13 protein-coding genes are annotated in these 16,006 nt (G+C 37.0%); 3 read left to right on the forward strand and 10 right to left on the reverse strand.

The annotated features are described in order from the left end of the window. Positions 1–75 precede the first annotated feature (75 nt). The 3 genes from G7Y56_RS12140 to mobA all read right to left on the reverse strand — a co-directional run bounded on the left by G7Y56_RS12140 (position 76) and on the right by mobA (position 3,516). Positions 76–1,704 (reverse strand): hypothetical protein, encoded by a 1,629-nt coding sequence (locus G7Y56_RS12140; RefSeq protein WP_165043797.1) that lies wholly within the window; start codon positions 1,702–1,704, stop codon positions 76–78. Positions 1,705–1,834: 130 nt separating this feature from the next. After that, a complete protein-coding gene (gene mobB / locus G7Y56_RS12145; protein WP_165043799.1) occupies positions 1,835–3,097 on the reverse strand; it encodes a conjugal transfer protein MobB in 1,263 nt (420 codons plus the stop codon). After that, the gene (gene mobA, locus G7Y56_RS12150) at positions 3,082–3,516 is read right to left on the reverse strand and encodes a conjugal transfer protein MobA (protein ID WP_165043801.1); all 435 of its coding nucleotides are present in this window, start codon (positions 3,514–3,516) and stop codon (positions 3,082–3,084) included. The genes mobB and mobA overlap by 16 nt, the downstream gene beginning before the upstream one ends. 672 nt (positions 3,517–4,188) lie before the next feature. Between mobA and G7Y56_RS12155 the strand changes: the two genes are divergently transcribed. From G7Y56_RS12155 to G7Y56_RS12165, 3 genes are read left to right on the forward strand one after another with little or no spacing between them, the layout of a single operon-like run. Further along, positions 4,189–4,953, forward strand: a complete 765-nt coding sequence (locus G7Y56_RS12155) for a ParA family protein (RefSeq protein ID WP_165043803.1) — start codon at positions 4,189–4,191, stop codon at positions 4,951–4,953. Between the two features lie 3 nt (positions 4,954–4,956). Continuing rightward, entirely contained in the window at positions 4,957–5,451 is a 495-nt protein-coding gene (locus G7Y56_RS12160; RefSeq protein WP_165043805.1) for a DUF3408 domain-containing protein, read from the forward strand. Positions 5,452–5,459: 8 nt separating this feature from the next. After that, a complete protein-coding gene (locus G7Y56_RS12165) occupies positions 5,460–6,191 on the forward strand; it encodes a hypothetical protein (protein ID WP_165043807.1) in 732 nt (243 codons plus the stop codon). Positions 6,192–6,333: 142 nt separating this feature from the next. Here G7Y56_RS12165 and G7Y56_RS12170 read toward each other — a convergent pair whose 3' ends face one another. The 7 genes from G7Y56_RS12170 to G7Y56_RS12200 all read right to left on the reverse strand — a co-directional run bounded on the left by G7Y56_RS12170 (position 6,334) and on the right by G7Y56_RS12200 (position 15,999). Further along, positions 6,334–7,365: a hypothetical protein gene (locus G7Y56_RS12170; protein WP_185153998.1), complete on the reverse strand. Its 1,032-nt coding sequence runs from the start codon at positions 7,363–7,365 to the stop codon at positions 6,334–6,336. Positions 7,366–7,413: 48 nt separating this feature from the next. After that, positions 7,414–8,640, reverse strand: coding sequence for a hypothetical protein (locus G7Y56_RS12175; protein ID WP_165043809.1), 1,227 nt, complete (start codon positions 8,638–8,640; stop codon positions 7,414–7,416). A 658-nt stretch (positions 8,641–9,298) separates the two neighbouring features. After that, entirely contained in the window at positions 9,299–10,618 is a 1,320-nt protein-coding gene (locus G7Y56_RS12180) for an MFS transporter (RefSeq protein WP_165043811.1), read from the reverse strand. Beyond that, positions 10,611–11,507 (reverse strand): glycerophosphodiester phosphodiesterase family protein, encoded by an 897-nt coding sequence (locus G7Y56_RS12185; RefSeq protein ID WP_165043813.1) that lies wholly within the window; start codon positions 11,505–11,507, stop codon positions 10,611–10,613. Before G7Y56_RS12185 ends, G7Y56_RS12180 begins: the two co-directional genes overlap by 8 nt. Positions 11,508–11,602: 95 nt before the next feature. Then, positions 11,603–13,354: a PKD domain-containing protein gene (locus G7Y56_RS12190; protein WP_165043815.1), complete on the reverse strand. Its 1,752-nt coding sequence runs from the start codon at positions 13,352–13,354 to the stop codon at positions 11,603–11,605. Positions 13,355–13,373: 19 nt separating this feature from the next. After that, positions 13,374–14,528, reverse strand: a complete 1,155-nt coding sequence (locus G7Y56_RS12195; RefSeq protein ID WP_165043817.1) for a glycerophosphodiester phosphodiesterase family protein — start codon at positions 14,526–14,528, stop codon at positions 13,374–13,376. Between the two features lie 19 nt (positions 14,529–14,547). Then, the gene (locus G7Y56_RS12200) at positions 14,548–15,999 is read right to left on the reverse strand and encodes a RagB/SusD family nutrient uptake outer membrane protein (RefSeq protein WP_165043820.1); all 1,452 of its coding nucleotides are present in this window, start codon (positions 15,997–15,999) and stop codon (positions 14,548–14,550) included. Between the last annotated feature and the right edge of the window lie 7 nt (positions 16,000–16,006).

The raw sequence follows: 16,006 nt of genomic DNA on the forward strand, positions 1-16,006 counted from the left end.
CCTATTATTATACGTTGTGGTTTTTAAAATTTCATATCAATTTTTATAATTCCCTTTTATTAGCAGTATAAGTCATTAAACAGGTTCTTGTGCAGGTGGTAAAAAATATGGATGACCAATTCTTTCTGCTGGATTATCCGGATTAATTATCACATGTCCGAGCCAACCATTGAAAAAATCTGGTAATTCTTTTATTGTAATAGCTCTATATTTCCCATTGAACATATAAAAAGTGGGAGCGTTAATAAAGAAACAACATTCAACTGAATAGTCTTCAAAAGATAAATCATCCGTTACGAATTTAACCTTGAAATGTTCTTGAAGTTCACTTATATGATTACGTATCCAATCTGCTTTTTTTTGTAATTTACTTTCATACGTCTTTATGAAGTTAGTGAAATCCTTTTGCCATCCCACAGCTTCATAACGTGCCCTATTGAATTTTATATCAGATACTATAATACGTCTAAGTGCCGGAATAATAATTATACAGTCGATTTCGCCAGGATTCTTTATTATACTTATATTTTGATTATTTTTTCGCAGTAAATTTTCAACATTATAATCAACAAGACATTCTACATTTTCTATTAATTCTTTTATTTTATTAATATAAATGGATTCATGTTCTAAGTCTTTTCGATTCATAAAATCTTTTACATCTTGATTTTCTAGCCATTCATTCGGTAGACCTTTCCAATGCAAAGCATTAGTTGTAAGCATTTGGAATGTTTCATCTATTTTATTTGTTCCAATTAACGCACGATCAACACCTTCTATATTATAAACAAGAATCGGTCTGTAGGCATATCTGTTTTCATCTGTCGGTTTATAAATTGCTGTTTCAATAGAAGGCTTATTATTTCTATTAATGGTCAATCCATTACAAAAAGATTGCATTAAATCTTCTGGTTTATTCAGTAAAGTAGACAAATTCAAAGGTAGTATATATGGTTCAATAGTTTGAGAATTAGGATTTGTTGGATTATGTGTTCTTTGTATATCGCGTATATGAGCGATAAAGTTACCTACATGAAAGCCATACACCTCTTGTATTTTGTCGACTAGCTCCTGAGCTGCATTTTCATCACATATAGCTGCTTCATATTGGCCAGGCATTATTCTTGTTTTAATGGATTCATATGTCCAACCAAAATGATGATTCAAGGTTACTCCGAATAAACCCTCTTTAATATCAATAGTATAACAATCTTTTATCATCTTATTATAAGAAAGATTTTCGGATAATTCATACATCATTGTACCTAAGTATATAAGATGTTCTAAAACATTCTCTATTCGCAGAGCTTCTTCATTTGTTATCATACCCCAATCCAAATCTATGGCACAGCCTTCTTCAAGAACTAGTTTCAGAATTCTTCTGTAAATAGAAAACTCATTCTCTTCAATCTGGCTTAATACGTATCCCACTTGAGCTTTTAAAAGTAATTTTATTGATTCTTCATGTAGTTTAAAAATATGAGAGTAAAAGCTAAAATGAACTTCATGATGAATTTTATTTCTAAATAAATCTACTAAGTATTGAAAAGCATCTTTTAAAATTGATTCGGTTTGATTCTTATCTGCAAAATCATCATCTGTATATTTTTCTCTTAGGTAATTAGATAATTCTACCCAATAAATGTCTTTCAATGACGTTTCATATGTTATTACAACATGTCCATCTTCAAATATCTTAGCCATTATATTCGTTTAATTAAGGTTAACTTATTAAAGTAAGACTAATGAATTTATTAATCTCTTGGAGTCAAATATATACATAAAAAACTGCAATCTTCATCACAAATACTCACAATAACAAAACAGAAACTATCTAGTGATTCCTTTTTCTGCCTTTCTTCTTTTTTCTTTTCAGTTTTCTAGCAAATTCTTCCTCTTGAGGATAATAACCACTATTATCTAAAAAGAATGTACCGAATATTTCATCGACAGATGCAGGAGTGTGAAAACTGCTCTCAACTATAGGTGACATATCTTTACTTGGCTCAAAGCCCTTCTTTACGTCTTGCCTGGCAGAAGCACTATTCTCATTGAAAACAGTGTTGAATACATTGGCTGAAAATTCTTTCCCGAGCCGGGAGCCATTATAAACCATCTTCTGTTTGTGATCCACAAATGTTACTCCATAGATACGCTTTTCTTCATTTTCTCTGAAGATTACATCTATATTTCTACCTTTTAGTCCCGATACAAACACCTCTCTATTAGGTGATTTTTGCATGAACTGCTTAATTATATTTTTAGAATCTGAAACATTCAGTCCGTCCTTTTTTATTTTCTCACTTATCCTGTGCATCTTTTTTTCAATTGCATCATAGCCTACTGACTTACTGATTCGGGATGACTTTATAGGATTACCGACAAGTTCGCCATTGTCTTTAGTCGCACAATAAATTATTCCTTTATATTGATTACCCTGTTCTTCTCCTTTTACTTGTTTGGAATGGATGTTATAACAAGACAGTAAGGCATTAAACTCCCCAAAAGTCTGAAATCTGTAACTGTGAATCAATGTCTTTACTGTATTAGCAATCTGTCTTTTAATGTCTCCTTTTTCGTAATCTACTTTTCTTAAATAAACAAGTGATTCCTCTTCTTTTTTATTTTCAATTTGTTTCAAGCCGTATTTTATTTCCAGTTCACGGCAGGCCTTGACTGACCGTTCATAATCAAGACTGTCGCTTATCTTTTGTCCGCTCTCTTTAATTCGTACTGAAACTACATGAACATGAATCCTTTCAATATCTGTATGCTTGTAAACGATATAAGGCTGATCCTTATATCCCATCTTTTCCATATAATCATCCGTTATCTTCGCCAGATCATTATCCGACAGCATGTCTTCGGGAGAAGGGTTTAACGAAAAATGAACTACCGGAGCTTTTACACTTTTGCTGGCTGACAAGTAATCTTCAAACGATCTCAGGCTATTCGAGAAATTATGTGATGTCTGCCCGGTAATATCATTTATCACCTTATTGCTATGAATAATCACTGCCTGATTTTCATCTACTTTTTTTTGATTATAGGAAACTGCTCCATAGATGGATGAACCATATATTATTTTTGCAACCATTTCCTTTCATACTCTTTGGTCAGTTCGACAGATTCTTTGGTTACTCCAATCAATTCAATAGTAGCTTTTTCCAGTCTATACAACATAGCCAGTGCCCTCTTTTCAGCAAAATTTGCTCTTATAGCCTTAACCGTTTGATTATAATTCACCCCAATTGCCCTATATTGTTCATACAGATTTGTAAGTCTCATATAATAGTCTTTAGCTACTTTGTCAATTTTCACAACTTTAATTTCTTTACCCAATAATACGGAAGCGATAAACCTGCTGATGTTTTTTGAATCTGATTTTCGCAATAATGTCTGAAATTTCAAATTCTCAACCTCATCAAAGTTTACACTATACCGAAATATTTTCGGATTATTTTCAGGCTTACGACCACCCTTTTTTCTCTTCTTGCCTTCATTCTCTTTGCTCATAATTGTAATTTTTTATGTGTGTATTCCAGATTCCCGACTTTGGAGGGAATCGCTCCCAACCGTCAGGTTGGGCAAGTTCGTTTATTGCTGCAAAATTCATTTTTGCTGCAAGAAACATAACTTGCTAATAGCAGGGGCTATTAGAATCCGCTGCATAGCGGATTACTGCTTTCAAGGAAAGCAGTGACATTAGTCCCATATCCTTTATTTTAGTCGAATTCATACTGTTATTGTATATATTATACTCCATAAAAGCATCGTGAATTACTTTTTAATATCATTTAGAAATAATTATTCCCTTTTTCATGACAGCCTTTACATCAATAATTTGTCTTTCAGTTTACAAAGCTACACCCATAAAAACCTATACCCAAGCAACTTATCGGTGACACAAGCGGACAAATGCGGACTTAAGAAGTCTGCGTATCAAGATGATAGGTAATTATTATCTTTTTTGCTGCCGAATGGTGCGTGCGGTGGTTTGGTGGTGTGTGCAGTGGTTGAGTGGTGCGGTAGTTCGTGCGGTGGTGCGTGCAGTGGTTGAGTGGTTCGTGCAGTGGTGCGGTGGTTGAGTGGTGCGTGCGGTGGTGCGTGCAGTGGTGCGGTGATTCGTGCGGTGAGTGGGTGATTCCAAGAACTAATAAAATAGTATAAATCAATAAAATTAAAATCATGAAAAAGGAAACGTTATTTATTTCAATCAGTAATCAAAAAGGTGGTGTTGGCAAGTCTGTTATATCAACATTGATTGCTAGTTATTTACATCTTACAAAAAAAAAGAATGTTGCTGTGATCGATTGCGATTATCCTCAATATTCTATTTTCAATATGAGGGAAGACGACAGAAAAACAATTTATCAAAGTCAGGATCTCCAAGTAGCATTGACTAAGCAATTTGATAAGTATGATAAGAAAGCATACCCAATTATTAAGGCAACTACTGACAATGCTTTGGAGGAAGCTATTAATCTTATTAAGAGTTCAGAAAGTAAAATCGATGTAATCTTTTTTGATTTACCCGGTACAGTCAATAATCCAGGCATACTCAATGTCTTACTAACCATGAATTTTGTCTTTATACCCGTAATTGCAGATAAAAGAATACTACAGAGCAGTTTAGCATTTATGCTTCTCCTGAAGGAATATATAAATGCCTATTCAGACAAAATCAGCTTGAAAAAATATTACGCATTCTGGAATAAAGTAGATAAGAGAGAACACACAGAATTATATGCTGATTTCAAAGAAATACTAGTAGATGCGAATATACCATTATTGAAAACTGAATTACCTGATACCAAAAAGTACAATAAGGAATTGTCTATTTATCGTACTGCGGTATTTAGATCCACTCTTTTCCCTCCGGATGCAAGGCAACTCAGAAGGAGTAATATAGACAAGCTTATCAAAGAAATATCAAACATCATAAAATTGTAAGCCATGAATAATAGACGCAAAATACAGGTGGATGAAGAAAAATTAAAAAAAATGATGGCAGGTGACATACCTATGAAAGCTGATCCGGTAAATGACATCATATTTCTTGACGAGAACCCTGAAAATCAGAACAAAATTGAAGAGCCAGCTAAAAAGGAGAAAAAACAGATAGCCGATACAGAACCAAAAGAAAAAGGTAGTCCGGGTAAAACCGCTATTGAGAATGCAGAGCCTGATGAGATTGTAAGAAATTCAAAACGCAAAAAGAGTAAGGAATCTTATGAGGAAACGTTTCTAGGCAAACCAGTAAGTACTCCTTTTAAACAATTGACAGTTCGCTTGGATGAAACAAACTATAAATATATCCAAAAGCTTCTTATTACCTCAAAAGGATTAAGCATTTCAAATTTCATAAATAATGTGCTTGCCCAGCATTTTGAATGTTACGAAGAGGACATAATGGATCTGCGACGCACTTTTATAGATAACTATAAATAAATTGAAACATGATGAAAATAATTACGATCAGAATATTGACTCTTCTTCTACAAATCCTTAAGCTAATTCTTTTAGCGGGTAAAGGTATATTCTTTATCGGATTCTGGATATTTTCTTATAGCTGGCACTATGCAAATAAACTGAAACGCTTATTATATATAAAACTATACAAGTGGAAAAAGCAGTCGGAATTAGTAGTGGGCTCTAAAAAGCTCCCTAAATTAGATCCTGTAGTAGTAAATAATTCAAGTATTGTGGGGCAGACTAAAACTGAATTTATCAAAGAAGCACCTAAAATGAGAGAGATAGAACCTTTTAAGAGTGAGCCTTTGGATATGATTATAGAACCTGCCGACTATGAAGAGGAACCGGATTTGAACCCGGATGACTATTTGAATCAAATCGATGAATCATTAAAACAGGAGATTGAAGAGGAAGAAGCCGAACGAATTGCAATTCAAGGCAATTACATGCCAGAGGAACAGTCCTCCGGTGTATCAATTGAACAGCTATCTGAAACATACAATACACTAAAAAAATTAAACCCGACACCTCAAGAGGAAAATAAGGCAGCAGATGTATTGTATAACATTATAGGTACTACGATGTACGACTTCTATATGACACAAGATGAGTGTACCTATAAGGCAAAGCAAATTATGGAAAGAAAGAGATCTGAAGGTGAACCATCTGTAGTATCTGAAAGTCTGAAAAAGTTTGACATCAATAAGTTTATATAAGTAAAGAATACCTCAACAATTTTAAATATTGAGGTATTCTATTATTCTAGGTGAAAATCTTGATACTTGTTAATAAAACGCTGTGTTCTCAGAAATACCTCCACCACACTACGGGAGAAGAATAACACCGATTGTTGAGATATTATTTGGATTCATCAGAATGTTTAGAAAATGATTTTGAGGGTAAACTGCCCGTTATTTCAAGATAAGCATTTTCATATTCCCGAACTGTCATTTGAGGATATTTTATACCGATTCTGTTCATTATTTCGTCAATGGTAAGTTCCCGGTGGTATCTTAAAAGTGCTGCCAATTCATCCTGCATATTATCATATTCTACGACAAACGAGTTAGTTCTTCTATCCGGTTCTCTTCTTAAACCAAAAAAATAACTTCTGCTAGAAGGGATTCCCAAATTAAACTGTTTTCTGGATACTTTTTCATGTTTATATACTCTCCTGCAATTAACTATAATGTATTTGACCAGATCCAAACATCTGATCAGATCTTTTATATTGGTAAATTCATGTTCACTGTGGGGATAGTAATAACCACAGGAGATATTTACACAGGAAATATTCAAACCCTTATCTTTGAGCATTACCACATCTGTGAGCATTCCATCGACTTCTTTATACCCAAAATTGATTGCACAGACATCCTGTAAAAAATTTCTCGAACACAGCTCTGTCATATTTGCTTTGGTAACTATATCACTGTAGCCTCTTCGGTCGCATTGTAAAACAAAACGGCAATCAGAAAAGAATAACATATCTGCAACAGAACTTCCAATACAACCTATTTCCTCCGATACAAAGAAAGCACATTTAAGTACATCAAACTCCTCCAGGCATTTCAGGCAAATCCATATTCCATTTTTATCATCTGCTCCAATTCCCACATGCTGCCTGCTGTTAGGATCGTATCCGAAAATCAGATTTTCAGCAACTGTTAGTATCTGAAAACCTTTAGGATGTGTTCGATGAACTTCATCCGTATGAGAAACTATACACGGATAAGTACCAGATATTCCTTTTGTAGCATATATATTTCCAGACTTATCGATAGTATATTTTACACCCATCCGGTTTAATTGTTTTAAAATGAACTTAATCATAACTTTTTCTTGACGAGACGGCGAGGATATTTTATATAATTGTTCTAATAGTTTCATAATTTGGATATAATTACTGATTAATTAATTTTATTATATTCAAAACAATCATTTATAAAGCTTCTCAACCTGCATATAGAGGTTGAAATTTGCAGTAGGACGCCCTCGTTTGAATAATACCGAAGGATATGTTTCATTTTTATATGTAACTATTTTACAATTCATTACATGACCGAATTTTGTCGATTTATATAATTCAGAATAACATTTTTCACACAAATCATGCGAGTTGTTGTGTATTTCACGGCAATGAGGACAAATATGTCTATTCCTTCCGGCTAAACCATCCGTTTTTCTGCATTCGGCAATGTGTCCGTCTATTTTTTTGTTGGATAACAAGATGAATCCCTCCTTATCCACCGCTACATTATAGAATGTATCCATGTAAGGGGCTCCATTCTTATACCACCTGGAAGCTAAAGCTCTTATATACATATGTAAATCTTCGATCTTTGTACCTTCAGATAATCCAAACGATTCAATAACATTCAAGACAATTAATTCCTGTGGAGAATCGAAATCATTTTTGAGTTTACGCAAATGAGCACCCTGGCTTTTTGCATAATCGTAAATAAGATTGATTATAAAAGTATGTGAGAAGTAAACCCTGTCAAGAACAGAGATTTTTATTTCTTTTTCCGGATTTGAGAGAATAACTTGTGGCCAGAAAATAGCTCTACCAAGTATATTATTGGCTGAATCTTTAGCGACAATAATCTTAGCTCCTGCTAAGTTGTGATAGAAGTCGGCGGCATTACGTGCTGTATCTTCATGCCTCATGCATGAACCATGAAGCGAACTTTCACCTGTCTGGGCAATATTCGAGTAATTATCCGCTGTATACGCTTCTACAATATCGCTCATTTTGTCATACAACCTGACATGAATCTTACTATTGACACAAATACAATTACCAAAATAGGCTAGGGCTTCCGAGTCGTATTCAGGTAGGTTCTTAAAATAACCGACGAAAGTACTGACCTCTATTTCTTCTCTGTTTTCCGGAAACCAGGGTGCTTGGGGATTATCCTTATCCGGAAAATTAGGATGCACTAAATTTTTTGTGCAAACAGTAAAAGTTATCCGTATTTTATTGTAATTAGTATATGATTCTTTTTTTCGTTTGGTTCCAAAGTAGTTGGCTGTTCCTCTGATTATTTGAGAAACATCTGTATTTTTTCTCAATTCTGTAAGAATATCCCTTGCTATAATACTACCATTGGATGCTGCGTGAAGCAAGCGACTTTTTAATTCTTTTGTTATTTTCGTTTTCATGTTAATTCAGTTTAATTTATTAATTTACATATACGGCTATAATCTAGAATGGCAGGGTTATCTACCCTGCCTAATCTTAATTTGATCCTTGTACTTTTTAAATAAGTAATTTACTACCAGTAGTCTTGGTAGACAGCTTGTTTTGATCTTATTCAAAACCACAAAATATGCTATATACTTTGCATCTTATTATATCATACTTTCTCCATAGGCTTTCATTTTAAATTTCAGCGGCAAAAGCATGATAAGTTCCGGATCTACAAGGTTTTTTTATTAAAATTTTATGCCTATCGGCAAAATTTTCTTAGAAAACCCAACGGGCTGGACCTTGTAGCATCCGATTAGAACTTATTCATAGCTTAGCCGGTTGAAATTAAATGAAAGCCGCACCTATTTCCCATTGACTCGTGCCAGCCATTTATGCAGAATCTATATTATTGACAGAGTGACTGTTTACTTAATTAACCGATAACATAACTAGTAAGAAACATAAAAGAAAAGTTTATAAGCCAGTCGCCAATTACAATAAAACTTTTTCATAAAAAAGGGGAAGCCTGTCTGACTTCCCCTTTGGTGTTTAATTAAAACTGTAAACTATTATTTATTGTCCGTCCTCACGACGTATTAATGAAATTTCATTGTGATTTTTTGATTCGGCTTATACTTCCTCCTTTCTCTTCACTTTCCAGAGTGTAGCACATAACATAAAGGATAAAGCCGCTGCACCAATCCAGAAATACCGTATTGAAGAAAAATCGTAAGCGGCGATACCGTCCGTCATAGTTTTACCGTCCCCGATCAGATAACCGCTGATAATATCCTGTACGCCTGCTCCAATGTAACTGGCAATCCCGACTACTCCCAATGCCGCACCGGATGCTCTTTTGGGAGCGATATCCACAGCCATTAACCCTCCCAGAAAACAGATCAGGACGCCGATGGAAAGTCCAAAGATTACCATACTGATTATGTCGATAATATAATAACCTTGCGGAACAAAGACAAACATACTCAACGAGAGGGTATTTCCTATTCCGAATATCAAAGCCGGTGCATTTCGGTTCCCTTTGAAAAATTTATCCGAGATAAACCCTGATAATACAGTGCCTATTATACCACAAACCGAAGAAACGGCAATAATACTGCTTGCCTGAACAGATGTATATGACTTTTCATTTTCCAGAAAGAAGATACCCCAGCTATTGACGGCATAGCGGCTGATATACATTAAAGCACTCGATAATGCCAGAACCCAGATAAACGGATTTTTCAAGACTTCCCGTTGTGTTGCACCAACCGATTTATTCAGTTCTTTAGGTGGCATTACAGGTTTTAGTCCTTTACTTGTCGGGCTATCGTGCATAAACAGCATAATAATTACAGCACCTATCAGACCTGCAAAACCTGCCGCTTCAAATCCCCAACGCCAGCCGGCTATACTTACCACAAAAGCGGTTGCGATAAAAGTTATAGCCTCTCCGATATTATGGCTGGCACTCCAGAAGCCATAGTAAGAACCACGTTCTTTATCTGGAAACCAACGGGAAAGACCAACAACGCTTGAAGGAGCACCCATACTCTGAGCCAAACCGTTTAATCCCCATAGGATAAGGAACACCCAAAACGAATGTGAGAAACCCAGTGTGATATTTATCAATGAAGACAGTAGTAAGCCTACAGCCATAAACCGCTTGATGTTCACCCTATCAGCAAGGAAACCACTAATCAGTTTACCTGCCGCATAGGCAAAGAACAAGGCTGAACCCACCAGTCCCAGTTCACTTTCACTTAATATACCTCCATCCACAAGTGGCTTTTTTACCACACTCATACTTAGACGGCAAACGTAATATAAGCCATAGCCTAATGTAGCTGACAAGAAAAATGACCATTGCAGTTTCTTTAAGCGTTTTGTATCGTCTACCAACTCCTTATTTTGGGGCAAAGGAGAAAAAAAAGAGACCAGCTTCTTAATCATGCAGACCTCTCTTTCTTAAATAATCTATCAGATAAGCAGGCCTGTCCGTTTGGAGAATACGTGCACCGAGTGTATCGATCAGGTAGCCATAACCTTTGTCGGGATCATCCAGCGACATATCATCATCATGTCCTCCTGCCATCGTGTCCCACAATGTATTGTACCAGATAAGTACTTTACCATTGAGCTTTTCTTTTACTTTTAAAGGTAAGGGGTTGAAGTCATTTTCATACAGCAGTTCAAATGCTACCGGATTCAAATCGATTACAAAAAGGTCTATCTGCTCTTCTGCATCTTGGCTGTCTAATTTGACTATCGGCATATAAATCACATCATCTAAATATTTACCGAATTGTTTTCTGACTTCTTCAGCCGACTTATTGCCTTTCATGATTACCTGTTTCGTTGTCCCTGTCTTCTCCAGCAACAGGTAAATTTCATCGAAATACCGGTCTGCCTTGTCCAGATTCACTAGAATCTTTCCTTTGATATGAAGTAAGGCTTCTTCAAGTGTGGGAACTACCTCTTTTGTCTTTATATTGCATCCGTTCTTAAGTTTTAGGGTACGGATAGAGTCCAGCATCCATGCTGAAACATCTCCCTTTCCGGTAGTTGTACGGTTTAATTTAGCATCGTGCATCAGGATGAAGTGACCGTCTTTAGTCCTCTGTATATCGATCTCTACTATATCCACACCCATTTTGATGGCATTGTCAATAGCCGGCAATGAGTTTTCGGGAGCAAAGCGCCAGTCACCACGATGGGCCACGACAAGTACCGAAGACTGATCCCCTGTCATTAACTTGTTTCTTATTTCAGCAGCTTTGTCCTGTGCATAGGTGGTAGAAAAAGCACATAAGGCAAAGAGCAGTATATATAGTTTTTTCATTGAAATTTTCATTTTACATTGTTTAATTATAGAAATAGTAATAGCCTCCTTTCAATCTTGAAAAGCAAAATAAGGAGGCTATTTTTTAGCATATATTATTTCTGTAAGAATGTTTTTCGGGCATTCTGTCCTCGTTGTGCCCATGCCGATTTTGCAGGACCCTGAATACCATAATCGATGGCTATGAGTTTACATGCACCACCGTCTTCTACCGTAACATAGATAATACCGTATTCGGATATAACCGGAGAAGACCAGATTTTAGTTCCGAGTTTAACCTGTGTTTTCTTTGTTCCGTTTGCACCCACAATGGTATAATTGCCACTTTCATCCGTGAAATGGATATTACCTTCGGAGTCAATTGCCGGAACGCATGTAATGGAACTCCCGTTCAAATATGTCCATTTAAGGCTACCGCCTTTGTTAATAGCGTAAAACGTACCATCTTGAGAACCCATATAAATTGTGCCGTCCGTACCAATAGCAGAACCTCCCTGGGTTATTGAACCCGAAGCCGGGTATTCCCAGTTCTTAACACCCGACTGGTTATATGAAACCAGTGTTCCGGTACTTCCATTGTTAAGAACAAGATACACATTACCCGATTCGTCAATGGCAGGGCACGTACCATTAGCACCGTAGCCTGAACCCAGATAATCAGATGAAATTTTCCCTGTTGGGGAAATTGAAGCAAATCCGTTTGTTCCGGTAGATCCCGAATAGATCGTGCCGTTTTTAGCCACTGCGATAGCACCTCCGACACCACCGGAAGGAATAGCAGACCATACAAGGTTCTTATTCCTGTCCACTAATTTAACCGCACCGCCTGTACCCCTGTTGCCAATTGCAATGTTTCCATCAGACGAAATAACAGGTGAGGTATAAGCCACACGTGCACCTACTCCAATCTGTAAATTCCATTTTTCTGATCCGTCCGCATTGACAGCGTACAGATAAGCATTGGTGTTGCCTGTTCCTTGTCCTACACCGATATATATTGTTCCGTCACTATCAACCGATGGAGAACCTTCCTGATTGCCAACAGCTCCGTCTTTGGCTAAATCGAAAGACCAGTTAAGCATGCCAATGGGAGAATAGGAATGTAATTTCAGTTTGTTTGAAGTTACATAGATGTCCCCGTTATCCCCCACAGCCGGAGATACAGAACGAAGAGTTGAGGATGTTTCAAAGGTTTGAGTCCAAAGCACCTGAAAGTTTCCGGGAGTAAGTGAAGCCCTCACATAGATGGTTTTTTCACGTACTGCCGACTCGCCCCTGTCATCGGTAACAGTCAGTTTAATCTTTATAAAACCGGCATTAGCATAGGTATGCTTCGGATTTTGCTCGGCAGATGTCTTTCCATCTCCGAAATCCCATAACCACGAAGCAATTTCACCGTCTTGGTCTGTTGACAAATCTTTAAATACAACCTCAGAACCAATTATACTGACTGTAGGATTGAATGAAAAGTCAGCTAAAGGAAGCAGATTGACAGGTAATATGGTTATCTGTTTTTCGGATGTTTTATATCCGCCCTCTTTATTACTTGTTGTCAGTCTGATCGTATATGTCCCTGCTTTGGGATAGGTAATGGAAGTATTCTTATCGGTTGAATAACTTCCGGCTCCCTCAAACCCAAAATGCCAGTAATAGGTAGTTACGTTGGTATCATCCGGAGTCTTGTCAAAGAGGTAGACTGTTTCTCCAAGCGAATAATTTTCTTTATCAGTTGTGAACGCTGCCTGTGGAATAATACCCAGATCAGTTTCCGATTTTTCATCGGTGCAGGATGATGCTACAATTACCATCATCAACAGTAATAGCGGATTTATTATATATTTTTTCATACTTATTTTTATCTAATCGTTATCGTTTTCCTTTTGATTTTAAATACGCATGCAATACAGGAGCATTGTCGGTTTGAATAAACAAAGCTTTCTTTGCGATAATCAGATCGACTCCGGCATAATCGCCTTTCATCATCTGTGCATCATAGGAATATCCTCCCTGATTGAGCATATTGGTTGACGGAATAAAGCCTTTAGTATAGAGTAAGGGTATATATCCGGTATTTAGAGCCTTGGTAGGGGTTACGTATGCAAAATTGATCCTGTTTCCGCCTCCGGCAGTAGAGAGAAAATCGTCATCGCCATCATCGGAATGTTGACCTAAAATATGGATGGTTCTATTATAGCCTAGCATATTAACCAGCACATCTTTTTTTGTTCCTACCGTAAACAGTACCCTATCGAGCATTCCGTTATTTCGGACAAGTTCATAAATCTCTTTGGGAGAAACCTTATCTATAAAATCAAGATTCAGAAATACCTTGCCCCGTACTTTCAACATCACATCCTGTAAAGTCGGTACGGTATGTTCGGTGACAGTCCCATCAGCTAACTTGAGATTTAATTGCTTTATCTGGTCATAATTCAGATCTGACACCTTACCCGTACCATTGGTGGTACGGTTTACGGTTTCATCGTGCATCAGTACCATCACTCCGTCTTTGGTTAATCGGGGATCAACCTCGATCATATCAATAGATTCGAGGTTAGACAAACAAGTTTCAATAGCAGCCATCGAGTTTTCGGGTATACGGTCATTTGCGGTATTGCCTCTGTGAGACATAATCCAGAGTTTACTATGATCAAAGTCTTTTATCGATTTTGTCAGTCCGATGCCTTCCACTTTTACCGTTTTAGTTTGTGTAACCGGATTACCATTATTGCCTGTCGCTTTAATGGTAACAGTAAATGTTCCGTTTTGGCTATATTGGTGGGCAGGTTTACTTTCTTGTGTGATAATACCATCCCCCCAGTTACATTCTACTGAGGTCAGTATACCTGCTGTAGCAATAACATTTAATTCAACAATTTCTCCTGTTGCCGGATAGCTGTTACTTAATTCTATGTTTACAGATAATGCTTGCGTGTCTTCTCCCTCTTGGGGATCACTGCCACACGAACTGAAAGTGAACAACAGAAATACAATTAAGTACCTGATAAGTATATCTTTCATAACTTATATATTTAATCTTTTAATTATATCCCGGATTCTGGTACATCCTCTCTGTATCCAGTTTATGCTCATCGTAAGGAATAGGAAGTAAAAAATCCTTTTCAGAGAAGTTAGTGTAACCTTTATCATGAAAGAAAGTAATCAACTCGTCTTTCGTATACAAGCGAAGCAGATCATACCACCGTTGGCCTTCAAAAGCGAATTCAACTCTGCGTTCGTGACGAATAGCTTCTTTCAGATTTGAACCTGTATAATTCGGCATTCCGGCTCTGTCCCTTACCATATTCAGGTAATTGACAGCATCAGCTTCTGCAAGGTGCATTTTGACTTCTGAGAGCATCAAGGCAATGTCTGCATATCGGAGTATAACCCATTTATTACCTCCGAATCCATTGGGATCATCCAAATCGGTATATTTTCTTGTAAAATTTACACCACCTGATACCCCCGATGAAATATCCTTCCTTGCATCCAATGGTTCATATTCGCCCATCATATCATTTGTCGGAATATTGTTACCCGTACCCGATCTGACAGAAGTAAGTCCGGTCATAGCTATAGGTTGAAATATATAATTAAAATTAGATGACAGGTCGGAGCTGCCGCTTTGGTACATTACCTGAAAAAGTATTTCTGAACAGGTAGCTTGCTTGTCCTTGTCAAATACATCGGCATAGTCTATATCTTTGAGTGCTGAAAAAGGTTTAAGAGCCCACGCCGCTTCAAGGTATTGTTTGGCAGCCGTTAAACTGGCTTGTCTATCGGAAGCAAAATCAGGATCGGCGGCTTTCATCAGATATACTTTACCCAACAGCCCGTTAGCGGCTGCTTTGGATGCTCTGCCAACTTTATTACCTATCTGAATGTTTGGCAGTTCGCTTTGCAAAACGACATTCAAATCGGAAACAATCAAGTTATACACATCGGATTTCGGGTTTCTTTGAGTATGTGCCCATATCTCATCTTTCGTGCGTAATGGTTTTGTAACTATAGGCACATCTCCGAATTGAAATACCAGATGTGTATAGGTCAATGCCCTTAAAAAGTGCATCTCGGCAATTACCCTGTTCCTGTCAGATTCATTTTGGAACGGAACCTGTGTAGCAGATTCTAAAACTACATTAGTGCGTGTAACACATTTATATAAGTCAGCCCAATGTGTCTTTACATATGAATTATCGGTCATTAATGTAAAATTAGAGAACTGATATAAAACACCGCTGTTAGCACCGGGATCTTGCTGTGTGGTATTATCGGAACGCACCTCGGTATAGAGGTACATATTCTTATAATAACCGTCTCCACGCAGGGCAGCATAAGCACCGTTTGCACCCATTTTTACATCGGCTTCCGTTTCATAAAAGCGGTTGGAAGGAATACTGTTAGGGTCTGATTCATTCAAAAAATCAGAGCAGCCGGAAGTTAGCAATAGACAAACGACTGCTGTTATATAATATAATTTACTTTTCATCTTGATC

It is taken from the genome of Dysgonomonas sp. ZJ709 (assembly GCF_011039195.1).
In the GTDB taxonomy this organism is placed as follows: domain Bacteria; phylum Bacteroidota; class Bacteroidia; order Bacteroidales; family Dysgonomonadaceae; genus Dysgonomonas.

Coding starts and splice junctions, on each gene's coding strand:
- G7Y56_RS12140 (WP_165043797.1), bottom strand. CDS start 1,704: ATGGCTAAGATATTTGAAGATGGACATGTTGTAATAACATATGAAACG.
- mobB (WP_165043799.1), bottom strand. CDS start 3,097: ATGGTTGCAAAAATAATATATGGTTCATCCATCTATGGAGCAGTTTCC.
- mobA (WP_165043801.1), bottom strand. CDS start 3,516: ATGAGCAAAGAGAATGAAGGCAAGAAGAGAAAAAAGGGTGGTCGTAAG.
- G7Y56_RS12155 (WP_165043803.1), top strand. CDS start 4,189: ATGAAAAAGGAAACGTTATTTATTTCAATCAGTAATCAAAAAGGTGGT.
- G7Y56_RS12160 (WP_165043805.1), top strand. CDS start 4,957: ATGAATAATAGACGCAAAATACAGGTGGATGAAGAAAAATTAAAAAAA.
- G7Y56_RS12165 (WP_165043807.1), top strand. CDS start 5,460: ATGATGAAAATAATTACGATCAGAATATTGACTCTTCTTCTACAAATC.
- G7Y56_RS12170 (WP_185153998.1), bottom strand. CDS start 7,365: ATGAAACTATTAGAACAATTATATAAAATATCCTCGCCGTCTCGTCAA.
- G7Y56_RS12175 (WP_165043809.1), bottom strand. CDS start 8,640: ATGAAAACGAAAATAACAAAAGAATTAAAAAGTCGCTTGCTTCACGCA.
- G7Y56_RS12180 (WP_165043811.1), bottom strand. CDS start 10,618: ATGATTAAGAAGCTGGTCTCTTTTTTTTCTCCTTTGCCCCAAAATAAG.
- G7Y56_RS12185 (WP_165043813.1), bottom strand. CDS start 11,507: ATGAAAAAACTATATATACTGCTCTTTGCCTTATGTGCTTTTTCTACC.
- G7Y56_RS12190 (WP_165043815.1), bottom strand. CDS start 13,354: ATGAAAAAATATATAATAAATCCGCTATTACTGTTGATGATGGTAATT.
- G7Y56_RS12195 (WP_165043817.1), bottom strand. CDS start 14,528: ATGAAAGATATACTTATCAGGTACTTAATTGTATTTCTGTTGTTCACT.
- G7Y56_RS12200 (WP_165043820.1), bottom strand. CDS start 15,999: ATGAAAAGTAAATTATATTATATAACAGCAGTCGTTTGTCTATTGCTA.